The 25,674-nt window shown below is 64.9% G+C and carries 26 protein-coding genes; 13 read left to right on the forward strand and 13 right to left on the reverse strand.

Features of this window, described 5'->3' with window-relative positions:
* Position 1: 1 nt before the first annotated feature.
* Entirely contained in the window at positions 2-1,039 is a 1,038-nt protein-coding gene (locus LB547_RS16405) for a phosphatidylglycerol lysyltransferase domain-containing protein (protein ID WP_140559137.1), read from the reverse strand.
* A 331-nt stretch (positions 1,040-1,370) separates the two neighbouring features.
* Between LB547_RS16405 and LB547_RS16410 the strand changes: the two genes are divergently transcribed.
* Entirely contained in the window at positions 1,371-2,552 is a 1,182-nt protein-coding gene (locus LB547_RS16410; protein WP_140559138.1) for a flavin-containing monooxygenase, read from the forward strand.
* A 59-nt stretch (positions 2,553-2,611) separates the two neighbouring features.
* Here LB547_RS16410 and LB547_RS16415 read toward each other — a convergent pair whose 3' ends face one another.
* Positions 2,612-4,615, reverse strand: a complete 2,004-nt coding sequence (locus LB547_RS16415; protein WP_140759032.1) for a PhoX family protein — start codon at positions 4,613-4,615, stop codon at positions 2,612-2,614.
* A 329-nt stretch (positions 4,616-4,944) separates the two neighbouring features.
* On the opposite strand from LB547_RS16415, the gene LB547_RS16420 reads away from it, so the two are divergent.
* Positions 4,945-5,391, forward strand: coding sequence for a hypothetical protein (locus LB547_RS16420; RefSeq protein ID WP_318013181.1), 447 nt, complete (start codon positions 4,945-4,947; stop codon positions 5,389-5,391).
* 190 nt (positions 5,392-5,581) lie between these two features.
* Here the strand turns inward: LB547_RS16420 and LB547_RS16425 are convergent, their stop codons facing one another.
* Together LB547_RS16425 and LB547_RS16430 are read right to left on the reverse strand one after the other, a co-directional pair.
* Entirely contained in the window at positions 5,582-6,238 is a 657-nt protein-coding gene (locus LB547_RS16425; RefSeq protein ID WP_140491751.1) for a response regulator, read from the reverse strand.
* On the reverse strand, positions 6,235-7,626 hold the full coding sequence (locus tag LB547_RS16430; protein WP_140491753.1) for a sensor histidine kinase: 1,392 nt from the start codon (positions 7,624-7,626) through the stop codon (positions 6,235-6,237). The genes LB547_RS16425 and LB547_RS16430 overlap by 4 nt, the downstream gene beginning before the upstream one ends.
* Positions 7,627-7,785: 159 nt before the next feature.
* Here LB547_RS16430 and LB547_RS16435 point away from each other — a divergent pair, with 159 nt between their 5' ends.
* The 4 genes from LB547_RS16435 (at position 7,786) to LB547_RS16450 (ending at position 11,227) form a co-directional block, all read left to right on the forward strand.
* Positions 7,786-8,124 (forward strand): hypothetical protein, encoded by a 339-nt coding sequence (locus LB547_RS16435; RefSeq protein WP_140493450.1) that lies wholly within the window; start codon positions 7,786-7,788, stop codon positions 8,122-8,124.
* A gap of 31 nt (positions 8,125-8,155) precedes the next feature.
* On the forward strand, positions 8,156-8,857 hold the full coding sequence (locus LB547_RS16440) for a phosphatase PAP2 family protein (RefSeq protein ID WP_140563805.1): 702 nt from the start codon (positions 8,156-8,158) through the stop codon (positions 8,855-8,857).
* A 290-nt stretch (positions 8,858-9,147) separates the two neighbouring features.
* Complete coding sequence (locus LB547_RS16445; RefSeq protein WP_140491757.1) at positions 9,148-9,426, forward strand: helix-turn-helix domain-containing protein; 279 nt, start codon at positions 9,148-9,150, stop codon at positions 9,424-9,426.
* Between the two features lie 67 nt (positions 9,427-9,493).
* The gene (locus tag LB547_RS16450) at positions 9,494-11,227 is read left to right on the forward strand and encodes a SulP family inorganic anion transporter (RefSeq protein WP_140491759.1); all 1,734 of its coding nucleotides are present in this window, start codon (positions 9,494-9,496) and stop codon (positions 11,225-11,227) included.
* 40 nt (positions 11,228-11,267) lie between these two features.
* On the opposite strand, the gene LB547_RS16455 is transcribed toward LB547_RS16450, so the two are convergent.
* The 3 genes from LB547_RS16455 to LB547_RS16465 form a co-directional block, all read right to left on the reverse strand.
* The gene (locus tag LB547_RS16455) at positions 11,268-11,873 is read right to left on the reverse strand and encodes a DNA-3-methyladenine glycosylase (protein WP_411970489.1); all 606 of its coding nucleotides are present in this window, start codon (positions 11,871-11,873) and stop codon (positions 11,268-11,270) included.
* A gap of 231 nt (positions 11,874-12,104) precedes the next feature.
* Entirely contained in the window at positions 12,105-13,043 is a 939-nt protein-coding gene (locus tag LB547_RS16460; protein WP_140554707.1) for a CHAD domain-containing protein, read from the reverse strand.
* On the reverse strand, positions 13,040-13,513 hold the full coding sequence (locus tag LB547_RS16465) for a CYTH domain-containing protein (protein ID WP_140559142.1): 474 nt from the start codon (positions 13,511-13,513) through the stop codon (positions 13,040-13,042). Before LB547_RS16465 ends, LB547_RS16460 begins: the two co-directional genes overlap by 4 nt.
* A gap of 92 nt (positions 13,514-13,605) precedes the next feature.
* Here LB547_RS16465 and LB547_RS16470 point away from each other — a divergent pair, with 92 nt between their 5' ends.
* The 5 genes from LB547_RS16470 to LB547_RS16490 all read left to right on the forward strand — a co-directional run bounded on the left by LB547_RS16470 (position 13,606) and on the right by LB547_RS16490 (position 17,827).
* On the forward strand, positions 13,606-14,265 hold the full coding sequence (locus LB547_RS16470; RefSeq protein ID WP_140580278.1) for a CerR family C-terminal domain-containing protein: 660 nt from the start codon (positions 13,606-13,608) through the stop codon (positions 14,263-14,265).
* Positions 14,262-15,215 carry an HlyD family secretion protein gene (locus LB547_RS16475; RefSeq protein ID WP_140524405.1) on the forward strand — a complete coding sequence of 318 codons (954 nt, stop codon included), beginning with the start codon at positions 14,262-14,264 and terminating at the stop codon, positions 15,213-15,215. The genes LB547_RS16470 and LB547_RS16475 overlap by 4 nt, the downstream gene beginning before the upstream one ends.
* Positions 15,212-16,132 carry an ABC transporter ATP-binding protein gene (locus LB547_RS16480; RefSeq protein WP_140563813.1) on the forward strand — a complete coding sequence of 307 codons (921 nt, stop codon included), beginning with the start codon at positions 15,212-15,214 and terminating at the stop codon, positions 16,130-16,132. The genes LB547_RS16475 and LB547_RS16480 overlap by 4 nt, the downstream gene beginning before the upstream one ends.
* Positions 16,129-17,265: an ABC transporter permease gene (locus LB547_RS16485; protein WP_140559144.1), complete on the forward strand. Its 1,137-nt coding sequence runs from the start codon at positions 16,129-16,131 to the stop codon at positions 17,263-17,265. The genes LB547_RS16480 and LB547_RS16485 overlap by 4 nt, the downstream gene beginning before the upstream one ends.
* 256 nt (positions 17,266-17,521) lie before the next feature.
* Positions 17,522-17,827: a DUF1236 domain-containing protein gene (locus LB547_RS16490; protein WP_140491773.1), complete on the forward strand. Its 306-nt coding sequence runs from the start codon at positions 17,522-17,524 to the stop codon at positions 17,825-17,827.
* Positions 17,828-17,939: 112 nt separating this feature from the next.
* Here the strand turns inward: LB547_RS16490 and LB547_RS16495 are convergent, their stop codons facing one another.
* A complete protein-coding gene (locus LB547_RS16495) occupies positions 17,940-18,920 on the reverse strand; it encodes a threonine/serine dehydratase (RefSeq protein WP_140759034.1) in 981 nt (326 codons plus the stop codon).
* A 147-nt stretch (positions 18,921-19,067) separates the two neighbouring features.
* Entirely contained in the window at positions 19,068-19,391 is a 324-nt protein-coding gene (locus tag LB547_RS16500; protein ID WP_140491777.1) for a hypothetical protein, read from the reverse strand.
* A gap of 178 nt (positions 19,392-19,569) precedes the next feature.
* On the opposite strand from LB547_RS16500, the gene mbfA reads away from it, so the two are divergent.
* Positions 19,570-20,553, forward strand: coding sequence for an iron exporter MbfA (gene mbfA / locus LB547_RS16505; protein ID WP_140491779.1), 984 nt, complete (start codon positions 19,570-19,572; stop codon positions 20,551-20,553).
* A 44-nt stretch (positions 20,554-20,597) separates the two neighbouring features.
* Here the strand turns inward: mbfA and LB547_RS16510 are convergent, their stop codons facing one another.
* Positions 20,598-20,942 (reverse strand): antibiotic biosynthesis monooxygenase family protein, encoded by a 345-nt coding sequence (locus tag LB547_RS16510; RefSeq protein WP_140759036.1) that lies wholly within the window; start codon positions 20,940-20,942, stop codon positions 20,598-20,600.
* A complete protein-coding gene (locus LB547_RS16515; RefSeq protein ID WP_140491782.1) occupies positions 20,939-21,271 on the reverse strand; it encodes an NIPSNAP family protein in 333 nt (110 codons plus the stop codon). Before LB547_RS16515 ends, LB547_RS16510 begins: the two co-directional genes overlap by 4 nt.
* A 161-nt stretch (positions 21,272-21,432) precedes the next feature.
* Here LB547_RS16515 and LB547_RS16520 point away from each other — a divergent pair, with 161 nt between their 5' ends.
* Positions 21,433-22,107 carry an ArsR/SmtB family transcription factor gene (locus LB547_RS16520; RefSeq protein WP_140759038.1) on the forward strand — a complete coding sequence of 225 codons (675 nt, stop codon included), beginning with the start codon at positions 21,433-21,435 and terminating at the stop codon, positions 22,105-22,107.
* 78 nt (positions 22,108-22,185) lie between these two features.
* Here the strand turns inward: LB547_RS16520 and ligD are convergent, their stop codons facing one another.
* Positions 22,186-24,699, reverse strand: a complete 2,514-nt coding sequence (gene ligD / locus LB547_RS16525; protein WP_140759040.1) for a DNA ligase D — start codon at positions 24,697-24,699, stop codon at positions 22,186-22,188.
* 12 nt (positions 24,700-24,711) lie between these two features.
* Entirely contained in the window at positions 24,712-25,590 is an 879-nt protein-coding gene (locus tag LB547_RS16530; protein WP_140514137.1) for a Ku protein, read from the reverse strand.
* Positions 25,591-25,674 lie beyond the last annotated feature (84 nt).

Consider the following 25,674-nt stretch of genomic DNA (forward strand, 5'->3'; position numbering starts at 1 on the left):
GCTAGATCGCCTTCACCAGCCGCAGCAGGCCCAGCATCTCGACATAGGTTCCCTCACGGAAGGCGACGTAGACCGGCTCCTCGATGCCGTGGAAACGACGCTTGAACGCCGCCTGCCCCTGCAGGTTGAAGCGGCGGCGGTTGACCCAGGGCGAATCATAGGCGCGCTGGAAGGCGTTGCGCCAGAAATCGCTTTCGGCGAATCCGCTGGGGCCGACGTCGACCAGCGGCGACAGCCCGAGCGTGACGACCGAAATGCCTTCCTCGCGAAAGCGGTCGACGGCGAATTTGGTCAGGCCGACCTCCGCATGCGGCGAGGCGTCGATGTGCTTGCGCTTGAAGGCTGTGGTGTAGCCGATGACCTTGCCGCCGCGAAACAGCGGATCGAAGTCGAGCAGGGCGACCAGTTCGCCATCGGGGCCGTGCAGCACGAAGCGGCGCATGTCGACGCCCACATGATCGGCGAAGTGCCGGTTGAGGAAGCCCATTTCCCAACGCTTGACGATGCGGTCGCCGCGCCAGTTCGCCGAAAGCCGGGAGATCTCGTCGAGAAAGATCGTCCGCTTGTCCTCGGCGAACGAAAAGCCCTTCTTCAACAGCCAGCGCTCGGAGTAGCGCACGGTTTCGTTGCGCTTGCCGGAAAAATCGTGTTCGGGCAGCGGCAGACGGGTGTCGATGCCCAGCCGGTTGACCTTGTAGCCGAGCCCGGCCAGCACCCGCGCCGACTGTTCGCCGATCTGCACGAACCAGGGGCTGCCGGCGGTCTCGACGAAGCGCCTGATATAGTCGGCCCGATGGGCCGGATCGGCGACCGGGTCGCCGAGCGCGAAATGATGCTTCATCTTGGTGCCGAAGGCGATGTAACCGTCGGCGTCGCCGAAATAGGAGAGCCTGCCTTGCACGGCGGAGGAGTAGGCGAGTGAGAAGTCGCCGTGGCGGCGCACCAGCGCCAGCCGTTCGGCATGGGTGAACGCCTGGCGCTCGACCTTTGGCGAGGCACGCTCGAGGATTTTGTCGAGATAGATCCGCAAGGAGGGCATGGGTCGAGATTCCGCGTGCATCTGCGGCGCGCACCCGGGTACGCTATACGCCGTGGCGCCTTGATTTTGCACAGGAAGCCGAAAAAAGCGTTTCGAGGACTTCGGATTCCTGTACCGGTAACAGAGATCCGCCAGCCCCCGGATCTCGAATCAATCACATTGCCGCGACCTGATTATCGCCGATCTCGCGTATATGCCATATAGGACGCAACCGCGGTGCGGCGCATGGCCTCGAAATCCGGGGCCGATCTGCTGTATGGATCATGCGCGGGAGGGCGTTCTGCCGGTGTCGGCGGAAGCGCCACAAGGGTGGAATGGGGTTCGTGAGCGAATGGCAGATACGACAATCAGACCGGCAGCGCACCAGACGGTAACCATCGAACCGGCGATCGTCATCGGCGCCGGCGCCGCCGGTCTCGCGGCAGCGCAGGCGCTGGTCAAGGCCGGCGTGGCGACGGCGATCCTGGAAAAGGAGAGCCGGTTGGCCGAGCCATGGCATCGGCGTCACAAGCAGCTGCGCCTCAATACTCACCGCGACCTTTCGTCACTTCCCGGCCTTGCCTATCCGAAGGGCACGCTCGCCTTCCCCCACAGAACCGCCGTCATCCGCTATCTGAACGATTTCAGCGAGGCGAACCGGCTGCCGGTGGAGCTCGGCGTCGCCGTCGAGGCGGTCCTGTTCAGGGGCGACCACTGGGCGATAGAGACCAGCGCCGGGATGCGCCTGGCGCGCCACGTCGTGATCGCCACCGGCCGCGACAGACAGCCGTTCATCCCCGACTGGAAAGGAATGCGGGATTTCGCCGGCCGCATCATCCATTCGGCGGATTTCGGCGACGCGAAGGACTATGCCGGCAAGAAGGTGCTGGTCGTCGGCGCCGGCAACTCGGGTATAGACGCGCTCAACCACCTGGCGCAGGCAAGCACCGCCTCGCTGTGGCTGTCGGCCCGCAACGGTCCGTCGGTCCTGCCCAAGCGCATCGGCAAGATTGCCGTGCACCGGCTGTCGCCGCTGATGGCGCGGTTGCCTTTGCGGGTCGCCGATGCGGTGATCGCCTTGACGCAGCGCCTGGTTTTCGGCGACCTGACGAAATTCGGCGTGCCGCCGGCACCGGTGGGCGGCGCCAGCCGCCTGACCACCGACTACACAGCGATCGCCGCCGACGAGGGCGCGATCGACGCCATCCGCGCGGGCAGGATCACCGTCGTGCCGGGGGTGCGGGAATTCACCCGCGACGGCGTCATCCTGGCCAATGGCAGCCTGATCGATCCCGACATCGTCATTGCCGCGACGGGCTACCGCACCGGGCTTGAGCAGATGGTCGGCAATCTCGGCGTGCTCGACGGCAAGGGCGTTCCGGTCTTCAACGGCGGCGATGCGGATCCGAAACTGCCTGGCCTCTGGTTCACCGGCATGCGGCCGAGCATCCGCGGCTGCTTCGCCAATGCCGCCATCCAGGCCAAGGCGATCGCCGAGCGGATTGCCCGGCGGATCGCCAATTCGGGCCGCTGAACCGGGCTGGAGGTTCGTTTTACGCGTCGGACGGAACCCCACTTTCCTGGAATTGCCCTCTAAATCGCGATCTTGCCGCCGCCTTGCCTGGTAATGGCGACGACCGCCGGCCGCACCGGCATGTCCGGCTTGAAATCGGGCCAGCGCGTCGACGGATCCTCATAATAGGACGGGCGGCCGAACGCCTCCCAATCCTCGCCGCCGTCGCCTGGATGCTGGACGGCGACGAAGGCGGTCTGATCGTCGGGCGCAAACAGCGGCCCGCACATTTCAGCGCCGATCGGCACGCGGAAAAACAGTTTTGACGTCGCGCGCGCCGGCCCTTCGGTGTCGACCGCCCACAGGCCGTCGGTGCGGCCGGTGGCCTTCGGGCCCTGGCCGTCGGTGGCGACCCACAGGCGCCCGGCTGAATCGACCGCGCAATTGTCGGGCATGCCGAACCAGCCATTGGCCGTGGTGGCGGTGGAGAAGGTGGCGCCGACATCGGCAACCGCCGGATCGCCGCATTTCAGGAGCACTTCCCATTTGCCCCTGGTGCCGGCGAAATCGCCGCCATCTTCCGATATCTCGATGATGTGGCCGAAAGCGTTGTCGGCGCGCGGGTTGGCGGCGTCGACCTGGTCGGCTTTGCGCTTGGAATTGTTGGTCAGCATGACATAGACCTTGCCGTTGACACGATTGGGCTGGATGTCCTCGGGACGGTCCATCTTGGTGGCGCCGAGCAGGTCGGCGGCACGCCGCGTCTCGATCAACACGTCGGCCTGGCCGGCAAAGCCGTTCTCAGGTGTCAGCGGGCCCTGGCCGAAGACGATCGGCAGCCATTCCACCGTACCGTCCGCAGCGAATTTGGCGACATGCAGCGTGCCGTCGTCGAGCAGGTTCATGTTGGCGGCGCGGTCGTCCGGATCGAAACGGCCCGCGGTGACGAATTTGTAGACGTACTCGAAGCGCTCGTCGTCGCCGAGATAGAAGACGACGCGGCCATCCTTGGCGACGATCGATTCGGCGCCTTCATGCTTGAAGCGGCCCATTGCGGTGCGCTTCCTCGGCGTGGATGTCGGATCGTTGACGTCGACCTCGACGATCCAGCCGAAACGGTTGGGCTCGTTCGGCTCCTTGGCGAGGTCGAAACGATCGTAATGCGCGCCCCATTCATAGGCGCCTTCCGGAATGCCGAGGCGCTTGTAATTGGCGGCTTCCTTATGGCCTTCCGGCAGTTCACCGGAGAAATAGCCGTGGATGTTCTCCTCGGCCATGACATAGGTGCCCCAAGGCGTGACGCCGCCGGCGCAGTTGTTGAATGTGCCGATGACCTTGGTGCCGGATGGGTCGGCATTGGTCTTGACGCGGTCATGACCGGCGACCGGGCCCGACAGCGCCATTTCGGTGTTGGAGGTGATGCGGCGGTTCAACTTGCCGTCGCGCACCACCTGCCACTTGCCGCCTTCCTTGCGGATCTCGACGATGGTGCCGCCATGTGCCGCCATCTCGACATCGACCTGCTCCTTCGAGAGCGGCGCGAGTTCGGCCGCCTTCTTGCCGTCCTTCTCGACGATCCTGACGATGCCCGGGAACATCAGATGCGGATTGGTGTATTCGTGGTTGACGACCAGCAGGCCGTGCTCGGCGGAGCCACCGATCCCGATATAGCCGACATAGTCATTGTTGTAGCCGAATTGTCTTGCCTGGGCCTCAGCCGACTGCCTGGCCGGGTCGAACTCCGGCGAATCGGCAAACAGCGGATCGCCCCAGCGCAACAGCACGTCGGCATCGTAGCCCGGCGCGACATGGTGCTTGTCGTCGATACCGGCTTCGAGTTCCTCGAACGAGAAGGCGGAGCCCTCGGCGGCACGCGCATCGTCGGCGGCCACGAGCGCCAGCGGGCTGACGGTGGCGGCAATGGCCGAGACGGCCAGCGAGCCCTTGAGGAAAGCGCGGCGGGAAAACCGTTCGGCGATGATTTCGCCCATGGTGCTGTTGTCGGTGGGGTTGGTCGCCGGACCGTTGCTTTCCTCAAGCAGGCTGGTGCGGAATCGGGCGTCGGGCGAGCGATGGTCGGTCATGGGTCTGCCTCTGGCTGGATGGCTGGAGCGTGTCACGCGTTTCGACCCCTTATAGACGATCGGTCACACTTTCGTGACATTCGTGCACCCGCCAGCTGACCGCGAACCTCGCGCCACATTCGGTTTGAAACTCGGACCAAGGTCCTAAACCGATCGGGCGAAGGTCCGGATTGCCGCGGCATCGGTCGTGGGCCACTTACACGAACACGCCATGTCGCCGATGGTCGCGTACCTGCACGAGATGGCCCTTGAATTCGCCGGCCCGATCAAGTGAGGGACTGATGCGCAGCTCGATCATGGCTCATTGTTGCTGGCTGGCCCTGAGAGCAGTGCCGGCACTGGCGCTGACCATAGCCCCCTATCACCTCGATTTTCACGGTTCCGCCGCAGGCATTGTCGCGTCCAGCGCCCAAGCCAAGCCTGGCGGGAACAGCGGCAATGGCGGTAACGGCAATGGCGGCAATGGCGGCAATGGAAATAACGGCGGCGGCAACAATGGCAACGCAGGAGGCAACAATGGCAACGCTGGCGGCAACGGGAACAATGGCGGCGGCAACAACGGCAAGGGGAAGGGTGCCAACAGCTCCGGCAAGCATGTGAACGCAACAACCGGCGATCGTGTCGAAATAGACGACAACAAGATCGTGGTGCAGCACCCTAACGGCTTCGGGGAAGAGATCGAGAAGGGTCGCTTCAAAATGACCGACGCTCTGGGCCGCACGATCGTCGAGCGCCCTGCGACGGCGGCGGATATAAGCCGCCTCAAGGGGTTGTAGAGCGGGCAATAGGCATCGCCCGCTTTACGTGTCACCTCCGCCGCCCCCCGGCGGAGGTGACCTTGTCGCTCCGGCCCCGTATAGGGGCCGTCTTTTTTGCCCGGGAGCGTTCCGCTGCTGCACCGCGCTTCAGGTTTTCATTTATGCGTGTCGTTATCCCAAACCGGGGATCCCTTGCGGCCGACCAGGATTAGCTGCCGGCCCGATCCCGCGCTTCGCGCATCAGCAGCGCCGCCTCGGTGCGATTGCGGACGTTGAGCTTGGACAGCACACCGGTCATGTGATGCTTGACCGTTTTTTCCTGCAGTGCCAGCCGCAGCGCCACTTCCTTGTTGCTCAGCCCTTCCGCCACCAGCTGCAGGATCTCGGCCTCGCGTCCGGTGAGCTGACGCAGGCGATCCGTCCTGCCGTTGGCCGGCTGCAGCGATTGCAGGTCCGAAAGCAGGCGGGCCGACAGGGTCGGCGACACATAGGTCTCGCCGGCCGCGACACCATGCAGGATTTCGGCCAGCATGCGCGAGCCGACCCCCTTCAGCACATAGCCGCGCACACCGGCGTTCAGCGCCCGCGCCACGTCGGCATTGGCCTCCGAGACCGTCAGCATGACGATCTTCTGCCCGGGATTGGCACCCAGTATGCCGGCCACCGACGCAAGGCCGTCACCCGGCATGCTGATGTCGAGCAGCAGTATGTCGGGCTGCAAAGTCGAGGCGATGCGTTCGGCATCCTGCGCCGTGGCGCCCTGGGCCACCATTTCGAAGCCGCCGATCTCCGACAGGCTGCGGGTAACGCCTTCGCGAAACAGCGGGTGGTCGTCGACAATGGCGACACGGATGGTACCGATCATGGTTGATCCTCGACGGCTAGCGTAATCATCAATCGTGTTCCCTGTGGCCCGGTCGTGGTCTCGAACTGGCCACCAATGCTTTCGATACGTTCCCTGATGCCGGCGAGCCCCAGGCCCTCGGCTCGCCTCGGGTCGAATCCGGGCCCGCCATCCGACACTTCAACGAAGAACTTGCCGCCTGTCATCCCGGCCTTCACCTCCTGATCCTTGCCCTGCCCATGACGATAAGCGTTGTTCAGCCCCTCCTGGACGAAGCGATAGATGCTGATCTTCTCCGAAGCGCCCAGTTCGGGCAACTGCCTGGATAGGGTCAGCGCCACGGAACTGCGGGTCCTGCGTTGATGCTCGTCGACGGCAAGACGCAGAATGTCGCCGGTCGCGGCCGTTTCTATCTGCGGCAGGACGAGGCCGTTGCAGATGCCGCGGATTTCACGCATCGCGTCGTCCAGCGCCATGCGGATCATGGCGATCTCGGCGTTGCGGCTGTCGCTGGAGGCACCCTCGCCGGAAATGGCGGGGCTGTCCACACGCAGCGCCGCCAGCGCGACGAGCTGAGCCGGCCCGTCATGAAGGTCGGCACCGATGCGACGCAGGTATCGTTCATTGAGCGCCGTGGCACGGCGCGACGCCTGCTGGACGCGCAGGCGCAGCGCCCGGTTTTGCGAGACCAGCGCCTGCAGCTCGGAGACCTGGCCCTGCAGAACGCCGCGCTGCTTGTCGATGGTGCGGCTGCCACGTATGACGATCCCCGACAACAGCAGCAGCGCCGTCAGCGTGGCGCCGGCCACGATCAGCCAGCTCGACAGCAAGGCGGAAGCCAGAGCCGCCTGGAAATCGTCGGCGATCTCGTAGAATTCGGTGACGGCGACCACCTCGCCCGACCAGGGTTCGCGGACTGGATTGTAGATTTCCAGCAGCGGCACGCCCGCGGCCCTCTCCTCCTTGTCGTCCTCGTCGCCTAGCTCGTTGAACTCGGCGACGACATTACCGGCGAAGGCGGCACGCAGGTTGGCGCTCGGGCCGAACTGCCGGCCGATCAAGGCCGTGTCCTTCGAATACAGCACCGTGCCGTCCCGACGCCACAACTTGAAGGAAAACAGCCGTTTGCCGAGCGCGCCTTGGCCGAGGGTCTCGTCAAGCGCCCGTTTGACGGCGTCATCGAGCTGATGGTTCGTGCGCAGATCGGGGAGCAGCGGAGCGATCACGCTGTCGACATAAAGGGCAGTCGTGGCCGCCGAATTGTGGAGCACGCTTTCGCGGATTTGCGCGGTGACCCAGAAGCCGACCACCAGCATCACCGCAAGCAGCCCGAAGCCGCCGGCAATGATGAACTGCAGCGCCAGCGTAAGCCCGTTCCAGCGCCGCGACAAGGTTTCGAGAAATCGCACGCCACGCTCCTCGCCCCCACCCGCAGGGGCAGGGTAGTGGCCGCGACTTTGGCGCTTCGGTCCTGCCGACACAAGAGCCTGGTCCCACGGCAGCTGCTTGACGTCGCGACGCGCTTGCGAAACAAGGCACGGACGACCGGCATCAATATCGAGGGCAGCGTGAGTTTTTCGGGGTTACTTCAGCTCGGTCTTTCGACCGTGATCTTTCTGCTGGCGGCGGCGGCCGCCAAGCAATGGGGGATGGCGCCCAGCCTGGGCAAGATCGTGCTGACGCTTGCGCTCTATTCGCTGGGCAACCTGATCATGCTGCGGCTGATTCGCGAGTTCGGCATGTCGGTGTCGTTCAGCCTGTCGGCGGTCATCCAGCTGGTATCGGTCAATCTGGTGGCGCTGATATTCTTCGGCGAGCGCATCAATACGCTGCAGGCGGCCGGCATCGTGCTGGCGATTGCCGCCGTGGCGCTGATCACGCTCGGGCCCTATGTGCAAGGGCGATGACCGGCAAACCATGGTTGCGAAACGAGGTCCGATGAGAACTGCGGCAAAGGCTCTGCTGAGCCGGGTCGAATTCCCGGTGCTGCTGGCCGGCCTTGTCGTCGCCGCCGGCCTGTGGGGCTTCGTGGAGTTGATGGAGGTGGCACGGGCCACCACGCCGCACGCCTTCGACGCTGAAATCATGCTTGCCTTCCGCCAGGCCGGCCAACCCGGTATCCCGATCGGCCCGCCATGGATGGAAGGGGCGATGCGCGACATCACCAGCCTCGGCAGCACCAGCGTGCTGGTGCTGATCACGGCGGCGACGATCATCTATCTGCTGTTGATCCGCAGGCCCGGGACCGCGCTTCTCATCTTCGTCGCCGTGGCGGGCGGCCAGATGCTGTCGAGCCTGCTGAAGCTCGGCGTCGACCGGCCGCGGCCCGAACTCGTCTCGCATCTGGTCAACGAGACCTCGCTTTCCTTCCCGAGCGGCCACGCGATGCTTTCGGCGGTGACCTATCTCACATTGGGCTCGCTTGCGGCGCGCTTCCTGCAGGGCCGGACGACGAAGATCTATGTTCTGGCGCTCGCCGTGCTGACGACGGTGCTGGTCGGCATCAGCCGCATCTATCTCGGCGTCCACTGGCCGTCGGACGTGCTGGCCGGCTGGTGCGCGGGCTTTGCCTGGGCCATGCTGTGCTGGTTGGCGGCAAGGGTCCTGCAACGGCGCAGGGTGGTGCGTGACGACGTCTGACGACGCTCGACCGGGAAGCGGTCAGATCAGCCGGTTGATCAAGTGTCCGCAGCCCGTTAGCAGAAGGACCACCGATACCAGGCATGCCGATGTCGTCAATGTCTTGAAAATGGTCAACCACGTTATCCCCTGCCCCAGATGGAACACCATAGCTCTCAATGCTCGGGAAGTATCCGAAAAATGCTCGATAGCGATGATGATCAAGGCTCAAGCGTACATCCTGATGCTTGAAACATCATAATGATCGTATTATACATCATATCCGCAGACTCAGACGGGGATCCCGGCCGATGATCACTGCCGCGCAGATGCGCGCCGCGAGGGCGCTGGCCGGCATCGATCAGAAGACGCTCGCCGAGCGCGCCGGCGTTTCGCTTCCCACCATCCAGCGCATGGAAGCGAGCGACGGCGTGGTCAGGGGTGTGGTCGATACGCTGATGAAGGTCATCCAGGCCCTCGACGAGGCCGGGGTGGAGCTGATCGGCGAGAATCAACCCAGTGAGCGCGGCGGCCGGGGCGTGCGCCTCAAGCCTGCCGTGCCGCCCAATCCGAAAGCTGAGCCGGCATAAGTCGCGACGGCGACCGCCGACAGTCCTGCCGACGATCCCGCCGCCTTTCAGGTGCGGAAGGAAGTCCATGGACGAGATCGGGCAGACGCTCAACGAAACCGCGCGCAAACCGACCCATGGGCCGGCAAAGCCGACTTTTTCCGAACTGTTCACACCGAAACTGGTGACGGTCTGGCGCGAAGGCTACAGGCTCGAACATCTCAGGGCCGATGCCATTGCCGGGCTGACCGTTGCCATCGTCGCCTTGCCGCTGTCGATGGCAATCGCCATCGCATCAGGGGTGACGCCGGAGCGCGGGCTCTACACATCGATCATCGGCGGCTTCATCATCTCGGCGTTCGGCGGCAGCCGTTTCCAGATCGGCGGCCCCGCGGGCGCCTTCATCGTGCTGGTGGCGGCGACGGTCGCGCGGGTCGGCGTGGACGGGCTGTTGCTGGCGACGATGATGGCCGGCATCTTCCTCATCGCCATCGGGTACCTGCGGCTCGGCACCTACATAAAGTTCATTCCCTATCCGGTGACGGTCGGCTTTACCGCCGGTATCGCCGTCATCATCTTCTCGGGCCAGATCGTCGAACTGTTCGGGCTGAAGCTCGCCGGCAAGGAGCCAGGCCCGCTGGTGCCGAAGCTGACGGCGATCGGCGAGGCGGCCGGCACGATCAATCTCGCGGCGACCTTCGTGGCGGTGCTGACAATCGCAACCATCGCTTTCCTGAAGCGCTGGCGGCCGAAATGGCCGGCGATGTTGATCGCCATCGGTCTGGCGTCGCTCGCGGTGGCGCTGTTTGCGCTGCCGGCCGAGACGATCGGCACGCGCTTTGGCGGGATCCCGCGCAGCCTGCAATGGCCGGCGCTTCCCCCCGTCAGCCTCGACAGGATGATCGACGTGCTGCCGGACGCCATCGCCTTCGCGTTGCTGGGCGCCATCGAATCCTTGCTGTCGGCCGTCGTCGCCGACGGCATGACCGGCCGCCGGCACCGTTCCAACTGCGAACTGGTGGCGCAAGGCTTCGCCAACATCGCCTCGGCCCTGTTCGGCGGCATCTGCACCACCGGCACCATTGCCCGTACCGCCACCAATGTGCGGGCCGGCGCGCACGGGCCGGTTTCGGGCATGATCCACTCCATGATCCTGCTCGTCCTGATGCTGGCGGCAGCGCCGCTCGCCAGCTACATCCCGCTCTCCGCCCTCGCCGGCGTGCTGGCGGTGGTGTGCTGGAACATGTTCGAGAAGCAGGCTTTCGCCACGCTGCTGCGCGCCTCGCGCGGCGATGCGCTGGTGCTGATGGCCACCTTCCTGATCGTGGTCTTCCGCGACTTGACCGAAGGCATCGTTGTCGGATTCGCGCTGGGCTCGATCCTGTTCATCGACCGCATGGCGAAATCCATCGCCGTCGAGGCCGACCAGACGCTGGTGCCCGAGGACGTCGCCGACCGCGAGAGCGTCTATGATTCCAGGGACGCGACCGACGCCGACACCGTCGTCTACCGCATCTCCGGCGCATTCTTCTTCGGCGCCGCTTCGACCGTCGGCGCGGTGCTCGACCGCATCGCCGACCAGCGCAAGAACTTCATCCTCGACTGCTCGGCGGTGCCGTTCTTCGATTCGACCGCGGCCAATGTCATCGAGGGTGCGGCGCACAAGGCCAGGCGCGCCGGCGTGCGCTTTGTCATATCTGGCGCTTCGCCGCAGACAAGACGCACGCTGATCAACCACGGCCTCAAGCGCCCGCTGGTGACCTACGCCGCCTCGATCCGGGCAGCGCAGGCGCAGTTGGAGGGAAAAAGGGCAGCGCAGTAGCTTGCATTCTTCTTCCTTTCAACGCGCCGGGAAGCACCTCTCATGGGTTGAGCGATCGTGAACCGCTGACAAACGGACTTTCCCGGACGTAAAATCGCAGCAGGCGGTCGGCATCCTTCGAAATGCCGATCCGAACGCTCTGCCCGATTTCGCCGGGGTCGCGGCCATCGCTTGCAAGCCATAGAGGGCCTTCCCGGCAAAGATCGAGCCCGTCGAGCGAACGGTCGATCCGCAACGCCATGGCGAGCCTTCCCGGTCCTCGCGCCAGGTCACGCAGGCGCTCGATGCCGCGATTGAGCTGCATGATCGGAATGCCGTCGAGCGGCTCCAGTGCCCTGATCAGGACGCCGGTTCCGATGCCGGGCATCTCGCTCGAGACATTCAGCATGTATGAGATGCCGTAGGCGAGATAGACATAGGCATGCCCGCGCTCGAGGAACAGCGAGCGATTGCGCGGGGTCATTCCCCTGAAGCCGTGCCCGGCAGCATCGCCGGCGACATACGCCTCGGTCTCGACGATGCGGCCGCTGGCAATGCCTTCGGGCAATTCCCGGACCACGATCTTGCCGATGAGATAGCGCGCGAGAGCGGCCGTATCGTGCGGCAGTTCCGAACGAGCGAGCGGGCGGCGGACGACCATCCTCATGGCGGCTGGTTTTAGATCCGCCCGGCCCATGTGGCAAAGGCTCTCGTGCGGCCGGCTCCGAAAATCTTCTCAATCCAGCTTCAGCGCCGCGACTTCGCCCTCGTTCATCAGCGGGATATAGAGGATCGACTTGCCGTCGGTACCGATGCCGGTGCGCGAATGAAGGGCCAGCCCCTCCCGGCGAGCCATACACGGCCAATGCCGGCATGACCGGCGATGAATGCCGTTGCGTCACCTCGCCGCCAATTCCTCCGCGGGCGGAGCGCCGGCAAGATCGTCGCGCGCCTTGCGGGCCAGCTTCTTCGTCGAGCGCCTGGGACTGTCGCCGAACAGTTCGGCCGCCTCGGCAAGGCAGGACTTCCTCAGGCTCTTTTCGGAATGCTTCAGGAGTTTGCCAAGGAGTTTCGTATCCCCGGGCGGCCCAAGCGGCTCGCCGCCGGCCTCCAGCATCGCGCGCATGACGAAGACGTCGTGCAGTTCGCCGAGTTGCTCTGCGAGCTTGTCGACCGCCTTGCGACGAGCCTTGATTGGCGTCGGCCACAGGCGGCCGAGCAGCGACAGATGCATGCTGTGGGTCTTGGCCGCCTTGCGCAGGTCGTGGAAATCCTCGGCCCCGCCGCTCGAGGCCGCCTTGTCCAGTGCTTTGCGCGCGCGCCGCAATGTGGCGCGGGCGCCCTCCGCCAGAATGTCGGCGGCCTGCTCCGGCTGGTCCGGCAAGGACAGCCTGTCGACGCGTTCGAGGCCCTCCTGGCAGGCGGCGATGGCAGCTTTTATGGCCGCGTCGAGACCGGCGCCGGCATGAAGCGCGTGCTGGCGCATCACCAGGCGATCGCGGGCGGGGCCGAGGCCGTGACCGGCGCTTTGCCCCGGAAAGGTGTCGGCCAGGCGGTCGATCGTCTCGATCAAGGCGGTCGCCTCGCGCGGTCCGGCGAGCAATGCCGAGACCTGCCTGTAACATTCATTCTCCGTGCGGCAGAATGTTTCGTCACCGGAACGAACCAGACGCAACAAGGCACGCACGCTCTTCAGTCGTTTGCGGGATTTGTGCAGTCCCTGTTCCGGCCTGTCACGCGCCATGTCGAGATGAGCAAGCGCCTTGCCGATTTCCTCGGCCAGGATACGCCTGACCTCGCCGGTCAGCGGCAGGCGCGGATCGATGCGAAAGCTCATGCGGCGATCTCCGGAATCCCCCCGAGGGCGAGCGACGCGTTGTAGAATTTCTGTTCGCCAGTCACTTCGCGGCCGAGCCAGTCTGGCAGCATTTCATCCGGAACATCGTCCGGCGTTTCGAGTTCGGCCATCACAAGCCCCGCCAGCGCGCCGCCGAAGACATCGACTTCGTAGAGATAGCCGCCATGCCTAACATGATGACGTGTCTTCTCGATGACACGCCCGATGGCGAAGCCGAGCATCTCCACGGCGTCGGCCAGCGGAATGGGATATTCGAATTCGTCGCGCTCCCGCGCCGTGCTGCCGAATTTGAGCGTCAACCTGGCCGAGGCGCCGTTGCTGATGCGCACGCGCACCGTGCGTCCTGGCGCGGCGGCGAGATAGAACTGGAGGATGCGGACGTCCGTCTCGACCAGATCCCGCCATGCCGTGCCGGAGACCAGGAACTTGCGCTCGACTTCCTTGCCCATGGCCGCGCACTAAAGCCCGCGCGGGCCGGCATGGCAAGCCATGTCCGAACTCGGATTTGACTTTAATCAATCGATTGATTAAAGTATGCCACATGATCAAGCCGCCCGCTGCGGAGATGACGCGTGAAGCGCTGGTCCGCGCGGCGCTCAAGCTGTTCGGACGACAAGGCTTCGACGGCACCTCCACGCGCGAAATCGCGGCGGAGGCCAAGGCCAATATCGGTTCCATCGCCTATCACTTCGGCAGCAAGGAGGGGCTGCGCCTCGCCGCCGCCGACCATATCGTGGACACCATACAATCGGTCGCCGGCCAGGCACTCGGCGAGACGCGGGCGCCGGCAATCGCGAACGCCGAGACGGCGCGCGCGCAGCTGTTCGCCGCGCTGGAGCGGATGGTGGCATTCGTCGTGGCGCAGCCGCAGGCCGGTGAGATCGTGCAGTTCGTGCTGCGCGAGCTCTCGCACCCGACCGCGGCGCTCGACCGCATCTATGACGGCGTGTTCGAGCCGACGCATCGGCGCCTCTGCCTGCTCTGGGAACAGGCGACCGGCGAGGCGGCCGAGAGCGAGGCGACCCGGCTCACCGTGTTCACGCTGATCGGACAGGTCATCTATTTCCGCATCGGCCGCGAGGCGGTCATGCGCCGAATGGGCTGGCGCGAGATCGGCGCCGCCGAGGCCGCCAAGGTGGCGGCCGTCACATCGGACAACCTCAGCGCCATACTGGCCGCCCGGAAGGGATCGAGACGATGAGCTTTCTTTGTTCGCTGCCGCTTGCCGCTCAACTCTTCGGCGCCTGCGCACCGGCTTCGCCGCTGGCCGTCGGCTATGTCGAAGGCGACTATGTGCTGCTGGCGCCGATCGAGGTGGCGCAGGTCGAGACCGTCGCGGTCAAGCGCGGCGATCGCGTCACATCGGGCACCACGATCGTGACGCTGGAAAACGCCGACGCGAAAATCGCGGTCGCACAGGCCACGGCAAGTCTCGCCCAGGCGCGGGCGCAGCTTGCCGATCTGCAGGTAGGCAAGCGGCCGGAAGAAATCGCGGCCCTCAAGGCCCAGGTCGACATGGCCAAGGCTCAGGCTGACGACGCCAGACGCAAATACGACCGCGCCGCCGACCTCTTCAAGCGCGGCACCGGCACGCAGGCCGACTACGACACCGCCTCGGCCACGCTGGAGACGGCCAACGCGCAGGTCGGACAGGCGCAGGCCAATCTCGCCGCCGGCGGCCTGCCGGCGCGTCCCGAGACGATCAAGGCCGCCGAAAGTCAGGTCAAGCAGGCACAGGCCGCGCTCGACCAAGCGGCGTGGCGGCTATCCAAGCGCACCCTGGCGGCCCCTTCTCCGGGCCGCGTCAGCGACGTCATTCGCAATCCGGGCGACACGGCAGGTCCGACCGCGCCCGTCATCTCCGTGCTGCCCGACGGCGCGGTGAAGCTCAGCGTCTATATACCGGAAGCCGCCTTCTCCTCGGTCAAGGTCGGCACCTTGCTCCGCGTCCATTGCGACGGCTGCGGCCCGGATGTAAAGGCGCGCGTCAGCTATGTCTCGCCCGATCCGGAATTCACCCCGCCGGTGATCTATTCGCTGGAGAACCGGCAGAAGCTGGTCTACCTCGTCGAGGCGCGGCCGGAGGGCGGCGCCGGCGCCTTGCAGCCGGGCCAGATCGTCGACGTCGAGCTGGCGGTTTCAGGGAAATGAACGTCATCGACGTGCACGGCCTGGTCAAGCGCTTCGGCGACAAGACCGTCGTCGACCATGTCACGATGACGGTGGCGGAAGGCGAGATCGTCGGCTTCCTCGGCCCCAACGGCTCGGGCAAGACCACCACCATCCGCATCATGTGCGGCCTGCTGACCCCGGACGAGGGCGAAGGCACGGTGCTGGGTTTCGACATCCTCACCGACAGCCTGCGCATCAAGCGCGAGGTCGGCTACATGACGCAGAAATTCTCGTTCTACGAGGATCTGACGATCGGCGAGAACCTCGAATTCGTGGCGCGGCTCTACCGGCTGAAGCCGGTCGAGGAGCATGTCGCCAGGACCCTGGAGGAACTCGGCCTGACGACACGCCGCAACCAGCTCGCCGGGACGCTGTCGGGCGGCTGGAAGCAGCGGCTGGCGCTGGCCGCTTGCATCATGCACAAGCCCAAGCTGCTTCTGCTCGACGAGCCGACGGCCGGCGTCGACCCCAAGGCGCGGCGCGAGTTCTGGGACGAGATCCACCGGCTGGCGAGCGGCGGGCTGACCGTGCTGGTCTCCACCCACTACATGGACGAGGCCGAGCGGTGCCATCGCATCAGCTATATCTCCTACGGCAAGATGCTGGCGACGGGCACCGTCGCCGAGGTGGTCAGGAATGCCGGCCTGACCACTTTCGTCCTGCAGGGCCCGCGCCTCGACCAGGTGGCGCAAGCGCTCGAAGGCCGGCCGGGCGTCGACCAGGTGGCGCCGTTCGGCGCGACGCTGCATGTCGTGGGAGCCGACAAGAAGAAGCTGGAGGCGGCGCTGGCCGATGTCGAGAAGGAGCACAAGGGCGTGACGGTGGCGCCGGGCGAAACCAGCCTCGAGGACGTCTTCATCCAGTTCATGTCCGGCTCGAAGGACAACATGGCATGAACGCGGTCTTCTCCTTCGCCCGGCTCGGCGCGCTGCTGATCAAGGAGTTCATCCAGATGCGCCGCGACCGCATCACCTTCGCCATGATGCTGGGCGTGCCGCTGATCCAGCTGGTGCTGTTCGGCTACGCCATCAACAACGACCCGAAGAGCCTGCCGGCGGCACTCGTGGCGACGAGCAGCGATCCCTATACGCGCGCCATGGTCTCGGCGCTGCAGACCACCGGCTACTACCGTTTCGACCATGTGGCGCAAAGTGCCGAGGAGGCCGAATTCCTGATGGCGCGCGGCGACGTCGCCTTCGTCGTCACCATTCCGGCCGATTTCGCGCGGCGGGTGGAGCGCGGCGACAATCCGCAGATCCTGATCGAGGCCGACGCCACCGACCCGGCGGTTGCCAGCGGCGCCATCTCGACGCTCAGCACCGTCGCCGGCCAGGCGCTGCTCAGAGCGCAAGGCATGCAGGAGGCCGCCGCCGAGGCCGCCCGGGGCCAGCTCGATGTGGTCGTGCACCGGCGATACAATCCGGAGGGCATCTCGCAATACAACATCGTCCCCGGCCTGCTCGGCGTCATCCTGCAGATGACGATGGTGATGATGACCTCGATCGCGCTGACACGCGAGACAGAGCGCGGCACGATGGAGAACCTGCTCGCCATGCCGTCGAGCCCGCTCGAGATCATGCTGGGCAAGGTGCTGCCCTATCTGGCGGTCGGCGCGGTGCAGGTCGTGGTGGTGCTGGCGGCGTCGAAGCTTCTGTTCGCCATCCCTTTCACGGGGTCGATGACGCTGCTCTTGTCGGCGGTGCTGGTGTTCGTGCTGTCCCTGGTGCTGCTCGGCTACACGATTTCGACCGTTGCGCGCACGCAGATGCAGGCGTTGCAGCTCACCTTCTTCTTCTTCCTGCCGTCGATCATGCTTTCAGGCTTCATGTTTCCCTATCGCGGCATGCCGGGCTGGGCGCAGATCTTCGGCGAGATCTTTCCACTCACGCATTTCCTGCGCATTACCCGTGCCGTCATGCTGAAGGGCGCGCAGCTGCCGGCGGTGGCCGTGGAGATCGGCTGGCTGGTGGTATTCGTGGCGCTGTTTGCCGGCGTCGCCCTTGTCCGCTTCCGCCGCACACTGGACTGAAAACAGCCGCTGGGGCGGTCCAGGGTTCCATCGAACCTGGACCCTCCCGTTGGAACCATGCTTCTGCCCCGGCGTTGTCGATCAGCCTCGCCGCTGCCACTTGCGGGCCAAGACGGCCCCCTCAGTGCAAGCGAAGCCTTGGCACTCCGAAGTCCGGCCGGATCATCTGGCGGGGTGCGGAATGCCACCAAGACAACGAGATAGAGCCGAGACTTGCAACTGTATTGCGCTCTATCGACCAGCAATGGAGGCAATGATGAGACTGTATCTTTCCGCCACCGCGGCCGGGCTTCTGCTAGCCGCCGGCATCGGTGCCGCCGCTGCTCAGGACGTGATCATCGAGCCGCAGCAGGAGACCGTTATCCGCGAATATGTGCACAAGAAGCCGATCGCCTCGGTCGACCTGCTGGGCGTCCAGCTGGCCATCGGCTCGACCTTGCCGGACACTGTTGAGCTGCATGCGATCGATGTTCCTGATGTGCAGTACCGCTATGTCGTCGTCAACGGTCAGACCGTCCTCGTCGATCCCGGAACCCGTCGCATCGTGAAAGTCATCGACTGACGGCACCGTCATCAGCTGACGGGCACTGGGCAATTCCAGGAAAAGTGCGCAGCGGTTTCCATCCGGAATTGCGAAACAACAAGGCTGCCCGCCCTGCCATGCAGGGCGGGCGTCAAGCGGCAGCAGCCATGATCTTGGCATAGGCGTCGAAATCGACATTGCCGCCAGACAGCACCACGGCCACGCATTTGCCGGCCAAGTCGATCCTGCCCGACGAGAGCGCGGCGAGCCCGACGCAGCCGCCGGGCTCCACGACGAGCTTGAGATGGGCCATGGCGTCGCGCATGGCCTGCTTCGTCGCCTCCTCCGAGACGGCAATCCCGCCGGCCAGCGTCTTGCGATTGATCTCGAAAGTGAGCGCGCCCGGCTCGGCGACGAGAAGTGAATCGCAGATCGAGGTGTGGCCGGGCTCATTCGCTACCCTGGCGCCCTTGGCCAGCGACCGGCTGGTGTCGTCGAAAAATTCCGGCTCTGCCGCCCAGACGGCGGTGGCGGGCGAACCGTCCTTGACCGCGATCGAAATCCCGCTGCTCAGCCCGCCGCCGCCACAGGGAATGATGACGGCGTCGAGGCTCATGCCAAGCGCCTTGGCCTGACGCAGCAGTTCGAGGCCGATCGTGCCCTGGCCGGCGATGATGGCGGGATCGTCATAGGGCGGCACCAGGACCATGCCCTTCTCCACGTAAGGCCGAACCACGGCCACGCGGTCTTCGCGGACGCGATCGAAGGCGACCACTTCGGCGCCCATCTTGCGGACATTGCCGATCTTCATGGCCGGTGCGTCCGACGGCATGGCGATGACCGCCCTGACGCCGAACATGGCGGCGGAAGCGGCAACGCCTTGCGCATGATTGCCCGAGGAAAAGGCGACCACGCCGCGGCCACGCTGCTCGGCCGATAGCGAGGACAGCTTGTTGTAAGCGCCGCGGAACTTGAACGAGCCGGTACGCTGCAGCGTTTCCGGCTTGAACAGGATGCGGCCGCCGAAGCGGCTGTTGAGCTCCGGCGATTCGATCAGCGGCGTCTCGACGATAAGGCCGGAGAGCCGGGCGGCGGCGGCGTGGATATCGGCGATGCCGGGAGGCGTGGTCATGGCGGGTCCTGTAAGATGTGGTCCGGCCATGGTGCACGCAAAGGGCCGCGCGAGGCCAACAAAAAAATGTAACCGTCACAAGGTTTGGGATCACGACGGCCGGCAGTGCCGGCAGTCACCTGCCTGCCGGTCCGTCCAGTTCAACCCTCACCCCAACAACGTCCGCTGCCGCTTGTTGCCGCCGGCCTTGCGCCAGGCATTGAAGCGATGGGTGGCGGCGGCAAAGGAAATCTTCATCTGCTGGGAGACCGAATAGCGCGACTTGCCTTCGTCGAACATGCGGTAGCAGCACTCGACGCCTTCCTCGGTCAGCTTGCCGTCGAGGGTCTTGTTGTGCGGGTTGGCGGGATCGAACTTCTCGATCTGCTGCTCGACCAGACCTTTCAGGCGCTGCAGATCTGCCTCGATGCTGGCTATGAGGTCGAGGACGGGTTTCGGGTCGAAGTGATGGGCGTGCGGCTTTGCAGTCATCGGCGGCTTCCTCGGTTGTTGGCTTGGAGTTCCGTCATATAAGTGAACATTTGCCGATAATGAAGGGCCGGCGCCGAATGGCTGCTTCAACAAATCTTGACTGCCGCCCAGGCGCACGATTGACCGATGCGGCAGCAAACCTTAGTTTAGAACAATTCTAAACTAGGGTGATTTCCTCATGCTTTCCCGTGTTTTCGGCTTCGGCCGCCGCTCCTTCGATTCGCTCTCCGAACAGGAGATCCTGGCGCTTGCCATCTCGTCGGAAGAAGACGACGGTCGCATCTACCGCGCCTATGCGGATGGGCTGGCGGAGGATTTTCCGCAATCGGCCAAGATGTTCGAGGACATGGCCGAGGAGGAGGACGGTCATCGCGACGCGCTGATCGAGCTTTTCCGCAGGCGTTTCGGCGAGCGCATTCCGCTGATCCGGCGCGAGCATGTGAAGGGCTATTACGAGCGCAAGCCCGACTGGCTGGTCAAGCCGCTCGGCATCGAGCAGGTACGCCGCCAGGCCGAGGCGATGGAGCGGCAGGCCTACCTGTTCTATGTCGAGGCGGCCAGGCGCACCACCGATGCCTCGACCAGAAAGCTGCTCGACGAACTGGCGGCGGCGGAACAGAGCCATGAGAGCATGGCGCAGCGGCTGGAGCAGCAGCACGTGCCGGGCACCGTGAAGGTCGAGGAGGCGACGGCCGAGCAGCGCCAGTTCATCCTCACCTATGTGCAGCCGGGACTGGCCGGACTGATGGACGGTTCGGTATCGACGCTGGCGCCGATCTTCGCCGCCGCTTTTGCCACGCACGACACCTGGCAGACGCTTCTCGTCGGCCTCGCCGCCTCGATCGGCGCCGGCATCTCGATGGGCTTCACCGAGGTCGCCTCCGACGACGGCAAGCTGTCGGGCCGGGGTTCGCCGGTCAAGCGCGGCCTTACCGTGGGCATCATGACGACGCTCGGCGGCCTCGGCCATGCACTGCCCTACCTCATCCCGCATTTCTGGACGGCGACAGCGGTTGCCGCCGTGGTGGTGTTCTTCGAACTCTGGGCCATCGCCTTCGTCCAGAACCGCTACATGCAGACACCCTTCCTGCGCGCGGCCTTCCAGGTGGTGCTCGGCGGCGCGCTGGTGTTCGCGGCGGGCGTGCTGATCGGGAACGCATAGGGTTCTTCCTTCTCCCCCTTTTGGGAGAAGGAAGGACCTGCCGATTACCCGTGCACCGCCCGGCTATCCACCGGCGCCTGTTGCCTTTCACTCAAGCCATAATCGCGCACGACGTGCGCGATGCGCAGGCGGTAGCCGGCAAAGATGCCGCCGCGCCCGGCCTGCTGCGCCTGCCGGTGTTCTTGCGTGTTGCGCCAGGCCTTCACCGCATCCTCGTCGTGCCAGAACGATAGTGACAGGATGCGGTCCGGATTGGCGAGGCTCTGGAAGCGCTCGACCGAGATGAAGCCATCGATGCCTTCAAGCAGCGGCCGCAACTGGGCGGCGATGCCCAGATAGGCGTCGCGCCTGCCCGCGGCCGGCTCGACCTCGAAGATGACGGCGATCACGGCAGCACCAGCTTCGCGTGCGGGCCGGACGCCAGTTTCAGGAACATGCGGTCCTCCTTGAGGATGAATTTTTCACGGCGGGCGAATTCGTAGTTTGCCTTGCCGGCCGGGTCGGCGGCAAGCCGGGCCCTATAGGCTTCATAGGCAGCCAGGCTTTCTATGTTGTAGGCCGCATAGGCGGTCGTGGCCGAGCCTTCATGCGGCGCGTAGTAGCCGATCAGGTCGGCGCCGCAGCGCGGAATGGCCTGGCCCCAGTTGCGGGCATATTCCTCGAACGCGGCCTTGCCGAACGGATCGATCTCGTAGCGGATGAAGCAGGTGATGGTCATTCCGGTCTCCCTGAGTTGACGCACAGATAATTCGATCTCTGTCGAAACGTCGCCTACGCCGGTGTGCTAAGCAGTTTCCTGTCAGGAGCATCGTCAGCGCTCCTTGAGCTCAGCGAAGGATAGTGATTATCTGCCGAGAATGCTTCGATAGGGATGAAACTATGCGCGAAGGACCCGACATTGCCCGCATCGCCAGCCTGATCGGCGACCCGGCCCGCGCCAACATGCTCAACGCATTGATGGGCGGCACGGCGCTGACGGCAAGCGAACTGGCGCTCGAGGCCGGCGTATCGATGCCGACCGCCTCCTCGCATCTGTCGAAACTGATGGAAGGCGGGCTGCTGACCGTGGCAAGCCAGGGCCGGCATCGCTATTACGGGCTCGCCGGGCCGCAGGTGGCTGAAATGATCGAAGCCATCGCCGGCGTCGCCGAAACCATCGGCCCCAGGCGCGTGCGGCCGGGCCCTCGCGACGGGGCGATGCGCGTGGCGCGCGTCTGCTACGATCATCTTGCCGGCGAGCAGGCGGTGGCGATGCTCGACCGCCTCATCGACCGGAGACTGCTGCTGCGAGACCACGGCGAAATCCGCTTGGCGCCTTCGGCCGCCTCGCATTTCGCGGCGATGGGCATCGATGTGGAGGCAAAGGCCCGGCGGCCGGTGTGCCGCGCCTGCCTCGACTGGAGCGTACGGCGCTCGCATCTCGCCGGCACGCTGGGCGCCGCCATCCTCGACAAGATCCTCACCGAGAAATGGGCGCGCCGGGAGAAGGACAGCCGCGCCGTGATTTTTTCGCCGCCCGGCAAACAGGCGTTCGAGAAGGTGTTTTTGGCTTGAGCTATCGGCGCTGTTGCCAGCATCGATTCGTCGGCGGGACAGGCGCGAAGGATCGCCGCGCTGCAAATGCGGGCAGGATTACCCCCGCTTCAACACCTTCCCCTTCTTGAAGAAATCCTTCCACGGATCGGCTTCCGCGAGTTGCTTCAGCGTCGTCTTCTCGCCGATGGGGAATGCGTTCGGCGGCAGGCCGGCTTCGATCTCGGCCCAGGTCACCGGCATCGACACCGTGGCACCCTTCTTGGCCCGCGACGAGTAGGGGGCCACCGTGGTCGCGCCGCTGCCATTTCGCAGATAGTCGACGAATATCTTGCCGGTGCGCGCCTTCTTGGACAGCGTCGCGGTGTAGCGGTCGGGCGCGCCCTGTTCCAGCGCGCGCGCGAAATCATGGGCGAAGCCTTTCACCTCCTCCCAGTTGGCCGATGGTTTCAGCGGCACGACGACATGAAAGCCCTTGCCGCCCGATGTCTTGACGAAATTGGGCAGCGACAGCTCGTCAAGCTTGCCCCTTATGTCGAGTGCCGCCGCCCGCACCGCCTTCACGTCGACGCCTTCATCGGGGTCGAGATCGAAGACGATCTGGTCGGGACGTTCGAGCTCGTCGATGGTGCAACCCCAGATGTGGATCTCGACCACGCCGAGCTGGACAAGTGCCGCGATGCCGTCGAAGTCACGGATGAACAGGATTTCCTCGCCATCCGTGGGGTCCCTCGTCTTCTCGATCTTGTCATGCATGCCGGGCGAGGCATGCTTCTGGAAGAAGCGTTGGCCGCCGACCCCGTCGGGGGCCCTGACCAGGCTGAGCGGGCGGTTGACCACGAATTGTTTCATGCGCGGCCACACCAGCGCGTAATGGTCGAGCAGCCCCTGCTTGGATATCTTTTCGTCGGGCCATAGGAGCTTGTCCGGATGGGACAGCTTCACCGTGGTTGTTGCCGCCCTTGCCGGCGTCGCCCCGCCCGACGCCGGCTTGGCTCGGGCCGTGCTTTTACCTGTCGGTGCCTTCGGCTTTTCCTGCACGACTTCCTCCGCCGGCTTGTCTTCGCGCAGCCCCTGGAACGAGGCGTGGCGTACTATACGGTCGGAGGTCCAACTGCGGAACTCCACTTCGCCGACAAGCTCGGGCTTAACCCAGACCAGGCCCTTGCCCCTCGGCACGGCCTTGTCGAAGGGCGATGACTTCGTTTGCAGAGCATCGAGCTTCTTCTTCAGGGCATTGGCGCCGCCGGTTGAGAAGCCGGTGCCCACGCGGCCGGCATAGTGCAGCTTGCCGGCCTCGAAATAGCCGAGCAGCAGCGAACGCAGCCCGCGCCCAGTCTTGTCTGACGGCAGGTAGCCGGCGATGACGAACTCCTGTCGCAGCGTGCATTTCGACTTCACCCAGGACGGCCCGCGCCCGCTGCGGTAGACCGCGTCGGCGCGCTTGGAGACGACGCCCTCCAGTCCCATGCGGCAGGCATGCTCGAGCATGACCTTGCCGGGCTCGGCGAAATGGTCGCTGAAGCGGACCGCCGAATCCTCCGGCTGGCCGGCCAGCAATTCCTGCAAGGCCTGCTTGCGCTCGACCAGCGGCTCGCGGCGCAGGTCCCGCCCATTCAGCCGCATCAGGTCGAAGACGTAGTAGATGAAGCGATCCGTGCGCTTCGCCGACAGGTCGGCCTGCAAAAGCGCGAAGGAAGAGACGCCGCTGTCGGCCAGCACGACGATCTCGCCGTCGATGATGGCGTCGCTGCATTTCAATCCGGCGAGCTCGGCGACGATCGCGTCGCCGAATTTCTTCGTCCAGTCGAGGCCGGTGCGGGTGAGCAGCCGCACGTCCGTGCCGGCGATCTGCGTCTGCATGCGATAGCCGTCGAACTTCACCTCATGCAGCCAGTCCTCGCCCGGCGGCGCTTCCCGCTCGAGCGTGGCCAGTTGCGGCTCGATGAAGTCGAGGCGCTTTGCGTGTCCGGCCTTGGCTTGGGCGGCGGCCGGTTTGTTGGAGTGCCAGACCTTCGCCTTCTCCCCTTTCGCGGCCTTGCCCGCCCCGACCTCCTCGATCGTCAGGCCCGACTTCACCGATTTCGGCGCTTCCTCCAGAATATCCTCGCCTGGCCGGGCCGCGCCATCGTCCGACTTGATCAGCAGCCAGTTGTCGCGCTTCTCTCCGGGGCGCGGTCTCAGCCGCACCAGGTGCCAGCGGCCGTGCAGCTTGTGGCCGTTGAGCTCGAAGTTGATATGGCCCTTCTTCATCGCCTTGGCCGGATCGCCCTCGGGCACCCATGTGCCCTCGTCCCAGACGATGACCGAGCCGGCGCCATATTCGCCCTTGGGAATGGTGCCCTCGAACGGCGCATAGTCGATCGGATGGTCCTCGACATGCACGGCGAGCCGTTTCTCGTGCGGATCGAGGCTGGGCCCGCGCGTCACCGCCCAGCTCCACAGCACACCGGCATGTTCGAGGCGCAGGTCGTAATGCAGCCTGGTCGCGGCGTGCTTGTGGATGACGAAGATGCCGCCTGCCTCGCTCTTCTTGCCGCGGGCGACCTTGCCGGGGGGTTCGGCGGTTTTCCTGAAATCGCGCTTGGCGTGATATTGTTCGAGGCTAGCCATCCCTTGATGTCCTCACGCCGATTTGCGCTTGGGCGCGGCTTCTTTCGGCTTGCCGCGTTTGACCGCCGGCTTGGCTTTCGCGGAGGCCTTGCCGCGGCGTTCGCCCGATCCGCCGTCCGACGAAAGGCTCTTCTTCAGAGCGTCGAAAAGATTGACGACGTTGGACGGCTTGGGCGCCGCCTTGGCCTTCGGCGCCTTGCGGCCCGCCTTCTTGGCGCGGATCAGTTCGAGCAGCGCATCCTCGTACTTGTCCTCGAATTTCGAGGGATCGAACTTCGCTTTCTTCTTGTCGATGATGAGCTCGGCCAGATCGGTCATCTCCTGATCCGTCTTCACCGATTCGATGTCGCCGAAGACGGTGTCCGGCTGGCGCACCGTGTTGTCGTAGCGCAACGTCGTCAGCACCATGCCCTTGCCGAGCGGTTCGATGACCACGGGACGTTCGCGCCGATAGAGCACGATGCGCGCCAGGCCCGCCATCTTCTTGCCGGCCATCGCGTCCCGGATGACGGCGAAAGCGTCCTGCGAGACCTTGTCGGCCGGCGCGACGTAATAGGGCGTATCGAGATAGATCTGCTCGATGGAGGATTTGTCGACGAAGCCGTCGAGGCTCATCGTGTGCGAGGACTCGATCTGGATGGCCTCGATCTCGTCCTCTTCGATGTGGATGAACTTGCCATCGTCGTCCTCGTAGCCCTTTATCTCGTCGCCATCCTCAAGCGGCTTGCCGGTTTCGGCGTCGACATAGATCCGCTTCACCGTGTTGCCGGTCTCGCGGTTGAGGATGCGAAAAGAGACCTTCTCGGCATGGGTGACGACATTGGTCAGTTCGATGGCGCAGGTGACCAGCGAAAGCTTCAGATAGCCTCTCCAGGCGGGACGCGGCGCCATGATGATTTCCTGTAGAGAAAGACCTGGCTGGAACGGACGACGACCCCAACGGTTCCAATCCGGTCGAGCCAAGGCCGGCGCGAT

The sequence above is a fragment of the Mesorhizobium sp. B264B1B genome, assembly GCF_020165765.1.
GTDB lineage: Bacteria > Pseudomonadota > Alphaproteobacteria > Rhizobiales > Rhizobiaceae > Mesorhizobium.